8 protein-coding genes and 1 tRNA gene are annotated in these 13,881 nt (G+C 43.8%); 8 read left to right on the top strand and 1 reads right to left on the bottom strand.

Features of this window, described 5'->3' with window-relative positions; all coding sequences use genetic code 11:
- Positions 1-285 precede the first annotated feature (285 nt).
- The 5 genes from AC0IYG_RS29465 (at position 286) to AC0IYG_RS29445 (ending at position 10,081) form a co-directional block, all read left to right on the top strand.
- On the top strand, positions 286-2,100 hold the full coding sequence (locus AC0IYG_RS29465; RefSeq protein WP_471714622.1) for a glycosyltransferase family protein: 1,815 nt from the start codon (positions 286-288) through the stop codon (positions 2,098-2,100).
- Between the two features lie 173 nt (positions 2,101-2,273).
- A complete protein-coding gene (prmA, locus tag AC0IYG_RS29460) occupies positions 2,274-3,104 on the top strand; it encodes a 50S ribosomal protein L11 methyltransferase (RefSeq protein WP_471714621.1) in 831 nt (276 codons plus the stop codon).
- An 8-nt stretch (positions 3,105-3,112) separates the two neighbouring features.
- A complete protein-coding gene (locus AC0IYG_RS29455; protein WP_471714620.1) occupies positions 3,113-7,795 on the top strand; it encodes a hypothetical protein in 4,683 nt (1,560 codons plus the stop codon).
- A 153-nt stretch (positions 7,796-7,948) separates the two neighbouring features.
- Positions 7,949-8,605, top strand: a complete 657-nt coding sequence (gene plsY, locus AC0IYG_RS29450; RefSeq protein WP_471714619.1) for a glycerol-3-phosphate 1-O-acyltransferase PlsY — start codon at positions 7,949-7,951, stop codon at positions 8,603-8,605.
- A gap of 105 nt (positions 8,606-8,710) precedes the next feature.
- Positions 8,711-10,081 (top strand): dipeptidase, encoded by a 1,371-nt coding sequence (locus tag AC0IYG_RS29445; RefSeq protein WP_471714618.1) that lies wholly within the window; start codon positions 8,711-8,713, stop codon positions 10,079-10,081.
- Positions 10,082-10,094: 13 nt separating this feature from the next.
- Here AC0IYG_RS29445 and AC0IYG_RS29440 read toward each other — a convergent pair whose 3' ends face one another.
- On the bottom strand, positions 10,095-11,321 hold the full coding sequence (locus AC0IYG_RS29440) for a tetratricopeptide repeat protein (protein ID WP_471714617.1): 1,227 nt from the start codon (positions 11,319-11,321) through the stop codon (positions 10,095-10,097).
- 163 nt (positions 11,322-11,484) lie between these two features.
- Here AC0IYG_RS29440 and hpt point away from each other — a divergent pair, with 163 nt between their 5' ends.
- From hpt to AC0IYG_RS29425, 3 genes are all read left to right on the top strand, one after another.
- A complete protein-coding gene (hpt, locus tag AC0IYG_RS29435) occupies positions 11,485-12,012 on the top strand; it encodes a hypoxanthine phosphoribosyltransferase (protein WP_471714616.1) in 528 nt (175 codons plus the stop codon).
- Between the two features lie 13 nt (positions 12,013-12,025).
- Positions 12,026-13,426 carry an MBL fold metallo-hydrolase RNA specificity domain-containing protein gene (locus tag AC0IYG_RS29430; RefSeq protein WP_471714615.1) on the top strand — a complete coding sequence of 467 codons (1,401 nt, stop codon included), beginning with the start codon at positions 12,026-12,028 and terminating at the stop codon, positions 13,424-13,426.
- A 73-nt stretch (positions 13,427-13,499) separates the two neighbouring features.
- A tRNA-Leu gene (locus tag AC0IYG_RS29425) sits at positions 13,500-13,583 on the top strand.
- The last annotated feature ends 298 nt before the right edge of the window (positions 13,584-13,881 follow it).

The following is a 13,881-nucleotide window of genomic DNA, read 5'->3' as shown; positions in this document are numbered from 1 at the left end:
TTTGGAACAAAGTTAGCCGAGAACGATCTTAAATTCATGTGGTGACGCTTTCAAATATGCTCGCCGGGCGGTCGGATCTGATAACCGACTTTCTTGTCTTTGTTATATTTTAAGCATAAAAACGCAGATTATGATGCGTTTAAGGTCGAAGAAACAAACACCGGAATGTTGTAATTCTGAATAATTTTTCTGCATATTTATTGTGTAATTACAAGGATTTTTGTGACTAATAGAAAACATCACGCTTTGCAATGCAGCTAGTAACGTTTAAACCTACATCCCGTATTGGAACCATTTGTCAAAACCACTAAGAAAAACGTCCTGTTTGAAATTGCATGGGAGGTTTGTAATCAAGTTGGAGGAATTTATACAGTAATACGGACCAAGGTTCCCGCAATGGTTGAAAAGTGGGATGAAAACTACTTTTTGCTAGGCCCTTATTTCGAGAAAAAAGCGTCATCCGAATTTGAAGTAATCAGTGATCTGGAGGACTCTCCGGCTGCACGTGTCGTGAAACGGTTGCGCGACATGGGTTATAATGTTTTTTATGGCTATTGGCTTGTAACCGGCAAGCCGCGCGTGATTCTTTTTGATCTGGAAAGCATTGCGCACGAGTTGGATACAATCAAATTCAACCTTTGGGAACGCAGCAGAATTCCGACTATCAATGTTGAACACCTTGTAAACCAAACTTTGTGTTTTGGTGAATTTGTGCGTCTTTTCTTGAAGGAATATGCTGAGGAGAATGCAAAACGCGAGGAAATTTTTGCGCAGTTCCATGAATGGATGGCGAGCAGCGGCTTACCGGACCTGAAACGCGATAATGTTAAAATCGCTACCACATTCACGACCCATGCCACAATGCTGGGGCGTTATCTTGCGCAGAATGTAAGCGGATTTTATAGCAAGCTTCCTTTCTTTGATTGGGAGCAGGAGGCAAAAAACTACGGCATTCTGGCGCAATGTTCGGTTGAAAGACAGGCTGCATTAAGTGCGCATGTATTGACAACGGTAAGTGACGTTACTGCACGGGAATGTGAAGTTTTCCTGGGTAGAATGCCTGATCTGGTTACGCCGAACGGTCTGAATGTGGTTCGCTTCCAGGCTGTCCATGAATTTCAGAATCTCCATTTAAAGCATAAGGAACGCATTCACGAGTTTGTTTTGGGACATTTCTTCCCAAGCTATTCGTTTGATCTTGACAAAACACTTTACTTCTTCACTTCCGGTCGTTACGAATACAGCAATAAAGGTTACGACCTCACGCTTGAAGCATTAGCGCGGCTGAACTGGAAAATGGTGCAGGCCAATATGGATATGACGGTTGTGATGTTCATTGTGACCAAACAGCCTTATTACTCGGTTAATCCGGATGTTTTGCAATCACGTGCTGTTTTGAACGAGTTACAGGAAACTTGTACGGCCATTGAAAAGGATGTGGGCGAAAAGCTATTCCTGGCAGCAGCTTCGGGAACGGATCATAAAATGCCTGATTTGAATAATTTCGTAGACGAATATTGGCGTTTAAGGCTTAGAAGAACCATTCAAAGCTGGAAAACGGATAAGTTGCCAGCATTTGTAACGCATGATCTGAAACAGGAAGATGGCATTACAGAATTTTGCAAAACAGCCAATCTTGTCAATAACGAGCGTGACCGTGTGAAAATCGTTTATCATCCGGATTTCATTTCCTCAACCAACCCGCTTTTCGGGCTTGATTATGGTCAATTTGTTCGCGGTTGTCACTTAGGTGTTTTCCCAAGTTACTATGAACCATGGGGTTACACGCCATTGGAATGTGTAGTTCGGGGCGTTCCTACTGTTACAAGCGATCTTTCCGGTTTTGGAGATTACATTATGCAGATCATGCGGGATTACGAAAACCGCGGCATCTACGTAATCAACAGAAAATCCCAGACATTCACCCAGGCAGCAGATCAGCTAGCCGACATTCTTTTTAAATTCGTGAGAATGCAACGTCGCGACCGCATCATGCAACGAAACCGTGTTGAAAACATTTCCGATGTGTTCGACTGGATGAATCTGCGGTCATATTACGACACCGCTCATGATCTCGCCGCGAAGCGGCGGAAGCCTTGATAAAATTTCAATAAAATGAAAGCCCATTCAAAGTTACATTTGACTGGGCTTTTTGGCTTATAGGTGAATAATACCGTTAATCTCAAATGTCATTATAAATTACCGGCATTAATTATTTAAAATTCAGGTTGCATAATAAACTTGCAGAGAGAACTACCATAAAATTATTCATAATGAATTACATAGAAGTTGACTTAAAAGTGGATCCGGATTTTTCGGAAATATTGATGGCGGAATTGGGTGAGGCGGGTTTTGAATCTTTTGTCGAGACGGACGAGGGGCTTTTGGCGTACATTCAGGAGAATGATTTTGACGAACAAAACATACACGATCTTACAGCCAAATACCTGGAATTAACGACAATAGCGGCCACCTGGAAATCGTTAGAAAGAAGAAACTGGAACGAGGAGTGGGAAAAAAGCTACGAGCCAATTGAAGTTGGTGACCAAATCCGGGTTAGAGCCACTTTTCACGAACCTGATCCTGCATTCAAATACGACTTGCTGATCCAGCCAAAAATGTCTTTCGGCACAGGGCACCATGAAACCACCTGGCTCGTCATGAATGAACAGCTCAGCCTTCCGCATGCAGGATTATCGGTGATGGACGTAGGATGCGGGACCGGAATTCTTTCCATTCTGGCCTCCAAACTGGGTGCTTCGGAATTATTGGGTTTTGATATCGATGAATGGGCCGTTGAAAATACAGAAGAGAACTTTTCAATGAACAATCTGGCGTCGGACGCGTCTGTTTTCCAGGGAACAATTGTTGATGTGCCGGAGGGCAACATGTTCGGCGGCATCCTCGCTAACATTAACCGCAATATCCTGCTGAGCGAAATTCCCGCTTATGTGAAGCATTTGGAACCGGGCGGATGGTTGGTTACCAGCGGATTTTATGAAACTGATCAGGCTGACATTGAGCAGTGTGCATCAGAAAACGGATTAACAAAAATAAATTCAAACACACGCAATCAGTGGGCTTGTGTCGTTTTCAAAAGCTAATTTAACAAATGAGGATACTTCGTACTGCTTTACTTTTTTTGCTTTTAGCATTTACGGGCAAAACTGTATCTGCACAAAATCTCAAAATTTCAGATGAGCCGGGTCAATTTATAGTGCAATTACGCAAACTGATCGACGGCTCGCGCAATCCGCAATATATCCGTTCAGCAGCGCAACTGGACAGCATTTGGATGTCTTCCCTCAATGCATCGCAGCAGACGAAGTTTATCAACATTGTTAAAACACAGATCGCAAAAGGTCAAAAAGCCGGTCCCGTAATGTATTTGCTTGTGCGGAATGCGCATGCATTTGCGAAGCAGTCACCCGAAAATCTGGATGGTTTCCTGGACCTTGCCACGCAATCGGGGCAAAAATATGACGGTAAGGCGCTGCAAAGAATCCTCGAAACGGTGAAGGCCGTTAATGAATCAAATAAGCTTTACGCCGCAAATTATAATTCACTTTATCTCCTCAGCGGTTCTCACAAATATCGCTTTGACACCACAAGTGCAGAAGCAGCCAATGCGGAAGCGAATGTGGCGGCGATGAACGACAGCTGGGACACGCCTGTTGATTCCAACTTTGTGATTGCGCCCAAGTCGACTCCGTTGCCTGCAATTTCTGGCGCAATTATGGATCTTCAAAATGCAACATTTGCAATGGTTGCCGGTGGAGATTCGGTGGTTTTTGGCCCTACAAATGGAAGCATCGCGCTTAAAGACGGGATTTTTGTTGGTAAAAATGGAAAATTTAACTGGCAGGCTGCAGGTGATTCATCCATTTACGCTGATCTCGACACCTATTCTTTCAACATTACACAGCCGAAACTTGTCGCGGATAATGTGACGCTTCATAATGATCAAAAGCTTGCTGCGCCAATCAAGGGAAAGCTTGAATATCGGGGAGTTAAGAAAATAAAGGGCCAACCGGCTCCATATCCGCGTTTTGTCTCCAACGGCATTGACGCCAGATTAAAGGATAACCGTAACAATATTGATTACAAAGGTGGATTTGCGTTGATCGGAACTGAAATGTACAGCTCTTCACTGAGCGATTTGCCTTCAACGGTTAAGGTGAAATACAAGGATAAGCTCGCATTTACAGCCCAAAGCAAGAAGTTTGTCCTGCAAGATTCTGTGATAGCAGCTTCATTTGCGACTTACTCGATGCCGCTCGGCGGAGATTCGCTTTACCATCCGGGCGTTGCATTCAGGTATAATGATGACGAAGGTTTGGTAAAATTAGGCCGCGTTGAAAGAACAGATTACGCACCGCTTCCTTACAAAGACACTTACCACAAAATGAACATTTGGTCGCAGGCAATGCGCTGGCGGTTTCCGAATGATAAGGTCGAATTTTTTCGAATTAATGGTAAGCAAGTTGCTCCCGTGAAGCTGGAATCATTGGATTATTTCAAAAAGGAGCGGTTCAAAGACATTAGCAAAGAATATGGTTTCCAGCCACTTATTATGGCTGCCAGTTATTCGCAAACAGAAAAAAAGAACACATTTCTTGCGGATGAACTGGCGACGAAGTTCAAGCAGAAGCCCGAAATCATGCGTAATGCGCTGCAAAGGCTGACGCTGGAAGAATATTTCATCTATAACAAGGCGACGGATGAATATGCATTAAGCAAAAAAGGAATTCTGTTTGTGCTGGCAAATCTGGATAAAGCGGATTACGACAACTTCCAGGTGACGTCGCAATACACTGCTAATGATGAAGTTGCTAATGCGACGATTTATTTGCCGGACACGATGCTTACTGTAATGGGCGTTTCGCGGTTTGTCGTGAGTGATTCGCTGAAAATTTACGCCGTTCCTCAGGACAAAAAACTGATCATTGGTAAAAACAGGAATTTCACATTGAATGGCCAGATGGTCGCTTCCAATTATCAGTTCCGAGGCCAGAATATCAAATTTGACTACAATCAGTTTTTTGTAAATGTTGCCCCTTCCGATTCCATCACATTTACCCCGAGAGAGAAATTTGCGAAAGGTCAAAAAGGCGAAGTCGGCGGTCACGTTAAATATGAAAAGGGCGGAACATTCTATCTGAGTGATCCGAAGAACAAATCCGGGCTTCAAAAAGGCGTCAAAAAGTCGCCCAGGCTTGTGGTTGAGGAAGGGATGATGGTTTATTTCGACCAGCCTGAACGCGGAACGGTCATTTATCCAAGAGAAGTCAATTTCAAAATTCCGAAAATTGATATGGGCGGATTGGATGAGCGGGATGTGATTTTTGAAGGAACATTCAATGCAAATGGCATTATTCCTAACATTCAGACGGTTTTGAAAAGCATGCCGGACAACTCCCTTGGGTTTGAATACAAGCCACCGGTGACGGACATGAAGCTGTACGAAGGCAAAGCGATGGCCAAATTTACGGACACGCTTACAATGGACAACACCGGTTTGCATTCCAAAGGGGTTTTAAAATATCTGTCTGCGTCAATGACCGCAAAGGATATGTTGCTTACGGCCGATTCTTTGATGGCGTCCGGGGATGTGGCTAGCATTAAGGAAGCAACGATTGGCAAAGGTTATTTCCCGGCCGTGCAATTGAAGGATTATGCATTGAAATGGTATCCTAATGCAGACAGCATGTTCATTAATACGCAAGGAAAATCGTTTTCTTTCTATAATGGAACCACGAGTTTGGAAGGAAGCTTGTTACTGCGTTCGAGCGGGTTGTACGGAAGCGGAAAGCTGAAAAGACCTGATTCTGAGCTTTCGTCTCCTGACATTAAGTTCAATAAAGATGGTTATTTGGCCAACCGTTCCGAATTCGCCATTAACAGCGTTGACCAGAAATCGACTAAAAAATTGCTGACAGGCAAGAATGTTAACATTGATTTTAATTTCAAAACAGGCATTGCCAACTTCTTGACGGACGAAACGGGCTTTGGAAGTGATTCATCCGGAATGGAAATTCCAACAGCTTCTTACAAGACATTGATCGGAAGTGCGAAGTGGGATATGGCGAAGAAAACCATTCTGATGAAAGGCTTTGGCGAGACGTCGTCCTACACATCCATGGATCCGGATCAGGAAGGGTTGACATTCAATGGTTCTGAGGCTATTTATGATGTTGAAAAAGTGACCTTGAACATCAAAGGCGTTCCTTTTATTCAGACTGCGGATGTGAAGATTATTCCGGATGGCGGCTTGGTTAGCGTGGATAGCAAAGGAAAAATAGCTCCGTTGAAGAAAGCACGCATTGAAATTGACACATTAAACACGTCGCACAGAATGCGCGATGCAGACATTCGGATTGATTCCAGAAATCATTTTGAAGGCTCGGCGACTTACCAATACATTACTGCCCGGAAAGACACATTCAATATCAAAATGCAAAATTTTGAGTTGAGAGAAATGGGCGCGACGGAAGAGGGTAAAAAACAGCGTAACAACAATCAGGCGCCTGCTTCGGTCAAATATTACACGACTGCACGCGCGGACATTAAGGAGACAGAAAACCTTTTGCTATCGCCGCGCATTCAATACAAAGGCGGCATTAATCTCATCGCTTACGAGCCTTCATTGCAACTGGACGGTTTTGTAAAGCCGGTGATCAAGTTCAGAAAGGATTTCCAAAGCTCGTGGATCGTTTATAAAGACGCGCCCGGTGAAACTGTGGCGATCAAGATCGATAAGGATTTGAAAAACGAACATGAGATTCCGCTTTCGGTCGGTCTGCATTATAATGAAGCGCGCGGCTTATATATGTCCTTCTTATCACCCAAAGAGTCGGATGGAGATGAGGACATTTATCTCGCACAAGGCGCATTGAACTACAATGAAGATGAGAAAGCATTCAAAGTGCTGCCTCCACCGGGAGCCGATGGCCTCATCGACGAAGCCAATGCTTTGCGATTTGACGACAAAACCGGCCTGGCCACATTCTCCGGACCATTAAAACTCACCGGCGCACAATGGCTTCAATCCGTAGGAACCGGCGAAGTGCAGGTTGACAGCGCAAGATTCAGCTTCAATACAATGTTATTGATGAAATTACCAGCCTTGGAACCGATCGCGCAACCGTTAGCAGCTAAAATTGTAGAAGTTAATCTTGAAGAACAAAACAGCACGGCCGCGGATGATGACGCAGAACAATTGAATAACAAATTGTCGGCTTTAATCGGACCAAAAGCGACCGATGCTTATGTCAAACTAACTGCCGCCGGCTATAAACCGTTGTTCGAGGCTTCACCTGTTTTGGATGTGCCGATGTTGTTGTCCAATGTGAATCTGAACTGGTCCGCTTCACATGGTTCTTATTATTCGCAAGGGCCGATTGGCGTTGCGAATTTGGGCAGAAACAACATTAATGCACAAATGGAAGGGGTTTTGGAAATCCGTCGTTCTGTGGACGGCGATGAGTTCAGCTTATTTTTACAAGCGTCGCCTGATGTCTGGTATTATTTTGATTATAAGTTAGGTGAGTTGGGCGTCGTTTCATCGCAAGTTGATTTTAATGATCAGATTACGGCTAAATCCAAAAATGTGAAATCGAAGGATATGTCGCTGGTTTCTATTGGCTCCGAAGAGAAGGATGCGTTTGTGAACCGGTTTGACGATTTCTACCAACCAGCCATTAAAAAAGCTAAGCTGGCGGCGAAAACAGCCAAGAAGAAAGTGGTGCCCGCAGAAACGAAAAAGAAGAAAGTGGAACCTGCCGAAGGATTTTGATGTCTTTGTAGAATTGGCAATAGTTAATGCTACAATTTGAAATTTCACTTGTATAATGTTAGTTTTGTAGTGTTTTTGCTTGTAAAATCCCTCAACTATCGTATTTTTGAACAAAACAATTTAACGTTTAAAATTTTCTGCGAATAGTACAATATGAGTATTGCCTTATTAATAACTACGATTATCGCTGCCTACTTGTTAGGATCAATACCCAGTTCAGTTTGGTACGGAATAGGTTATTTTGGAATTGATGTAAGAAAACACGGCAGCGGAAATGCAGGCGCTACCAATACATTCAGGGTGCTTGGAAAGCGTGCAGGAACGGTTGTGATGCTGATTGACGTGTTGAAAGGCTGGACTGCAACGTGCCTTGCCTCAATGCTTTTCTATATGAATGAGATTGGCGAGACGGAGTTGCTCATGTACAAGATCCTGTTTGGAATCATTGCCATTGTGGGACATATCTTTCCTGTTTTCGTGCGTTTTAAAGGTGGAAAAGGGATTGCTACATTGCTCGGAATGGTTTTGGCCATTCATCCGGAACTTGCTTCTGTTTGCATTACGATATTCATTCTGACACTTTTAGCTTCTCAATATGTTTCGTTAAGCTCGATCCTGGCGACACTCGCTTTTCCGGTTCTTTCCTGGATTGGCGTTTTCGGGCATCCGGAGCCGTTGCTGATTGTATTCGGATTCACGATGTTTATCCTGGTTGTTTTTACGCATCAGAAGAACATTGTCAGACTGCTTAACGGCAACGAAAATCGTGTTAATATTTTTAGAAAATCAAAGTCAGGCAATCATCAGTAAGACATTATAATTAAAAAAATAGCCTCTAAGGACAGACCTTAGGGGCTATTTTTTTATCTTGACCCGCTGTTAGGCAGCCATTTTTACAAAACAAAAAAGAAGAAAATGCTTCAATATATAGAAAATAATAAGGACCGGTTTCTGAATGAGCTTTTGGATTTATTGCGTATCCCTTCTGTGAGTGCAGATTCCAAATTCAAGCCGGATATGCTCAATGCGGCTGCCTATGTGCGGGACAGGATCTCGGAAGCAGGCGCAGATCGCGTTGAAATATTCGAAACACCCGGCCATCCTGTTGTGTATGGCGAGAAAATCGTTAATCCTGCGCTTCCTACTGTGCTCATTTACGGACATTATGACGTGCAGCCGGCTGACCCTTACGAACTTTGGAATTCACCACCATTTGAGCCTGTTATCAAGAATGAACGCATTTACGCCCGCGGCGCTTGCGATGACAAAGGGCAGTTTTATATGCACATTAAGGCATTGGAAACGATGCTTGCAACGGATAACCTCGCGTGTAATGTAAAAATCATGATCGAGGGCGAAGAAGAAATCGGTTCGTCGCATTTGGGTGATTTTGTAAGAGCGCATCGCGAGCTGCTTAAATGTGATACGATTCTGATCTCCGACACGAGCATCATCGCTAATGACGTTCCTTCGATTGAAACCGGATTGCGAGGCCTGACTTACGTGGAAGTTGAGGTTGTAGGTGCCAACCGTGATTTGCATTCGGGAGTTTATGGCGGCGGCGTCGCAAACCCGATTAATGTGCTTTGCGAGATGATCGCATCTCTTAAAGATGAAAATGGGCACATTACAATTCCAGGCTTTTACGCTAATGTTGAAGACCTGACTTCCGAGCAACGGGATGCACTAAACGCAGCACCATTTGACGTGGAAGAATATAAAAAAGACTTGCAGATTGACGATATCGCAGGGGAAGCAGGCTATTCCACGATCGAGCGCACTTCGGTTCGTCCTACGCTGGACGTGAACGGCATTTGGGGTGGATATATTGGTGAAGGCGCCAAGACGGTCCTTCCCTCGAAGGCTAATGCGAAAATTTCCATGCGTCTGGTGCCGAATCAAACCGATGACGAAATACTGGAATTGTTTACAAAACATTTCGAATCCATTGCACCGGCGTCAGTAAAAGTGAAGGTTATGCCACATCATGGCGGCCTGCCTTATGTAACGCCAACGGATTCTGTCGAATATCAGGCGGCTGAAATGGCGATGGAAGAATCTTTTGGAAAAAAGCCCATTCCAACACGCGGTGGAGGAAGCATTCCGATTGTGGCGCTATTTGAGCAGGAACTCGGCAGAAAAAGCATTCTGATGGGCTTCGGTCTGGATATCGACGCCTTGCACTCACCAAACGAGAGTTACGGTCTTTTCAATTATTACAAAGGAATTGAAACGATCCCTTTGTTCTTTAAACATTACGCAGCTTTGAAGCTTGCCAAGTCTTAACGACTTGGCGGGCTCACCGCTTTTTCCGCTGTTCCCGTTTCAATTTCTTCAAATTTGAGATTGCATTCTTTGCTTCCTTATCCTGGCTTGTCTTTTTGTCGGCCCTGTCGGCTGCTAATTTGTAGAAACGCAATGCTTCATCGTAATCCTTTTTTATCTCTGCAATTTTGCCCAATCCGATCAGCGAAGACACATAATAGCCCGCATTGAGAGATTTAGTCTGCGTTGAATAGTCAATTGCTTTCTGGTAAAACTTTCCAGCCAGATCGTAATTTTTATGATAAGTCATGTTATAGTAAGCAAGCACATAGGCAGCATTACGCCCGCTTACACCCTCATAACCAGGCATTCCCTGACTTATTTTATCAATAATATTCTGAGCAGCCTTCTCTGCTTCGGCCATTTTTCCTGTTACAAAAGCGGTCCGGCAAAAATAGCGTTCGAAATAAGGGTTGTTGGGATAAGTCTGCCACATATATTTCGCCATTTCATAGGCCTTACTGTATTCATTTTCCATGCTATAAATCTGCAAGAGAAAATATCGCGCTTCAACCCGCGTATAGAATGCATTGTTACCAACTTTTTCCAGTTGCTGCTCACCTAATTTTTTATTTCCTTTTGGAAAAAGTGACATTACGGGCTTCAAAATGGGATATTCTTTTGGCACCCATTCTGCATAGTAATTATATAATCCGTCACCGAAAAGCAGCTCAGGCGTCAGATCACCATTTCCTTTGCATTGCTCAAAGTATTTCAATGATTTTTTGCCAGCAAATGCCGCTTTGGTCCAGCTTTCCCTTTCCGCATACAACCGCCCCTTAAATGCATAAGCCGCTGCGAGAAAGAATGCGGGCTCCACTTTGTTTTTTTCCTTGTCATAAAGTTCTTCCGCCAGATTGATGGTTGAGTCCATTTGTGCAAGAAAAGCTTTGTCATGCGCCTCGTTTTCGGTGTTAGGAACAATCTTCCACCATTCCGCCAGCCCCATCAGAAAATGCGGCATTGGATGCTTCGGATAGCGATATTTTAGCCAGCGGAATTCCGCATCTGCTTCCGCAAACTTATAGTTATAAAGCATGTTTATCGCCTCTGTCGATTCAATTTGCACGCTTGGATTTTTAAGAATCATATCATAATTCTTGTCCAGCTCCGCAGATGAATACAATTGGGCATGAGCCAATTGTGTAGCAGACACCGCCAGGCAACAATATGCGATAATATGGATAATTAAATTTTTCATGTCAGGGGTAAAATTCCACTAATTAACGCGGGATTTATATTTTACGTTTGCTACTGATTAGGTTTTTGAAAAAAGAGTTAATATTGACTAACACAATTCTCCGCTCCTGAAAAAATATTTATTATCTGCGGCAAAGGCCGTTTTGATAAAATGACACCCAATTATGATTAACATCCTTGACAAGACATTTGTCCCATTAATATCCAGGGAAGTCATAGAAAATAGAATAACCGCTCTTGCCGATAGCATAACAAATGATTACCGCGGCCGCTGTCCACTTTTCGTGGTGGTTCTAAACGGCGCATTCCTTTTTGCCAGCGAATTAGTAAAACGGATCCCATTAAGCTGCGAAATTAGCTTTATAAAACTTTCATCCTACTCAAAAACACAGTCGACCGGCGAGGTCAGGGAAATAATAGGAATGGATAAAGACATTTCTGGCCGCGACCTAATCATTATTGAAGACATTGTCGACACCGGTCTGACCATGTCACAGTTATTGGATCAGTTGAGCAAACTGGCCCCTGCTTCAATGGAGATCGCGACATTGCTGCACAAACCGGAGGCATTGAAAACGCCTGTTGATTTGAAATACATTGGTTTTGATATAGAAAATAAGTTTGTAGTCGGCTATGGGCTGGATTACGACGGGATAGGGCGGAATTTGGATTCGCTTTACGTTTTAGCTTGATTAAACTCTCTTTATGAACATACAATTTTTTGGAGCCGCAAGAACTGTTACCGGCAGCAAGCATTTGATTACAACCGAGAAGGGAACAAAGATTCTGCTGGACTGCGGATTGTTTCAAGGCATCCAAACTGATGAGTTGAACGAAAACTTTGGTTTCAAACCGTCCGATGTAGATTATTTGATCCTATCGCATGCTCACATTGACCATTCAGGATTAATCCCAAGACTCGTTAAGCAAGGTTTTTCCGGCCCTATTTACTGTACGGCGGCCACAGCAGATCTTTGTAAAGTAATGCTGCTGGATAGCGCCCACATTCAGGAAAAAGACCTTGAACGCATTAACAGGCGCCGGGAAAAGCAAGGCAGGCCGTTGCTGGACGAATTGTATGACACGGAAGACGCCGTTAAGGCACTGAGTTTATTCAAATCAGTTCGTTATGGAGAAGTTTTTCACTTAGGCAATGACAAGGAGGTCTCTGTTTTACTGACTGATGCAGCGCATTTGTTAGGCAGCGCAGCCGTCCATCTGACAATTGCCGATGCAGGAACATTCAAGCAGGTTACTTTTACGGGTGACATTGGCCGCCCCGAAGACCGGATCTTGCGTAAACCAGACGTCTTTCCACAAGCTGACACTATCATTTGCGAATCAACTTACGGCGACCGCCTGCACGAAAAGCAACCAGATATGCAAGGCCATCTTTTAGAAGTTGTGCATGAAACATGTGTCAAACGAAAAGGTAAGCTGATCATTCCTGCATTCGCTATCGACCGCACACAAGAGCTTATTTACGCGCTGGATCAGTTGTCAAGCTCTGGTCGTCTTCCTGAAATTCCGGTTTACATTGATAGTCCGCTCGCCATTCGCGCGACGAGCATTATGAAAGAGCATGATGAGTGTTTCAATCCTGAAATTCTAGCTTATATAGAAAAAGACGGTGACGCTTTCGCTTTTCCCTATCTTAACTATATCTCAGATGTAAACCAGTCTATCGCCTTAAACGACAACAAAGAGCCTTGCATAATCATATCAGCATCGGGTATGGCAGAAGCTGGCCGTATCAAACACCATATCAAGAATAATATCGGCGATCCGAACTCAACCATTCTTCTGGTGGGTTACGCATCCGGCAATACACTTGCGGGAGCATTAAAACGTGGAGACAAGCACGTTAATATCTTTGGTGAACAATTTGAAGTGCGATGCCAAATTGCTTCAATGGAATCCTTTTCAGGCCACGGAGACTATAATGAAATGCTGGCATTTTTATCATGTCAAACTCCGGAAAGGGTTAGGCAGGTTTTTCTTGTTCACGGAGAATATGAAACACAAGTGGCTTTCAAACTTAAACTCGAAAGTGCCGGCTTCAAAAACATTCACATTCCGGCTCAGTTCGAGAATATCAAAATTTAAAAAGTTTGTGCGTTTTTGACATAACCAGCTGACAAAGTCTAAAACATTATTATTTTTGCCAACCAGTTTTTAGGCCGAAGTGGTGAAATTGGTAGACACGCACGTTTCAGAGGCGTGTGGGGGTTGCCCTGTGTGGGTTCGAGTCCCATCTTCGGCACTACTTTAAGACCTCAATGAGCTAGATGATAGCGAGTTGAGGTTTTTTTGTGCATTACGAATATATATGCTGATCAGGACAAAGTCATTCTACCTAAATCCATCAGGTCTCGAGCAAAAAAAGACCATCCTTGTGAGATGGTATTTGTGTTGGTATTGTGGCGGCTAGACTGCGCGTCCCGCCTGCTTTATCAGGTTTGATCCAAGTATCATCGGCGGTTCTGGGCTTAGGCAGCCCCGCTTAACTTCTCTGTTCGGAGACACGTAGTCGGGATGGAAAGAGGTGAATACCGGGCACA

Source organism: Dyadobacter sp. AC419, from assembly GCF_979253085.1.
The sequence above is the reverse complement of the archived record's forward strand: the minus strand, read 5'-3'. Positions and strand labels throughout refer to the sequence as shown.

Coding starts and splice junctions, on each gene's coding strand:
- prmA (WP_471714621.1), top strand. CDS start 2,274: ATGAATTACATAGAAGTTGACTTAAAAGTGGATCCGGATTTTTCGGAA.
- AC0IYG_RS29455 (WP_471714620.1), top strand. CDS start 3,113: ATGAGGATACTTCGTACTGCTTTACTTTTTTTGCTTTTAGCATTTACG.
- plsY (WP_471714619.1), top strand. CDS start 7,949: ATGAGTATTGCCTTATTAATAACTACGATTATCGCTGCCTACTTGTTA.
- AC0IYG_RS29445 (WP_471714618.1), top strand. CDS start 8,711: ATGCTTCAATATATAGAAAATAATAAGGACCGGTTTCTGAATGAGCTT.
- AC0IYG_RS29440 (WP_471714617.1), bottom strand. CDS start 11,321: ATGAAAAATTTAATTATCCATATTATCGCATATTGTTGCCTGGCGGTG.
- hpt (WP_471714616.1), top strand. CDS start 11,485: ATGATTAACATCCTTGACAAGACATTTGTCCCATTAATATCCAGGGAA.
- AC0IYG_RS29430 (WP_471714615.1), top strand. CDS start 12,026: ATGAACATACAATTTTTTGGAGCCGCAAGAACTGTTACCGGCAGCAAG.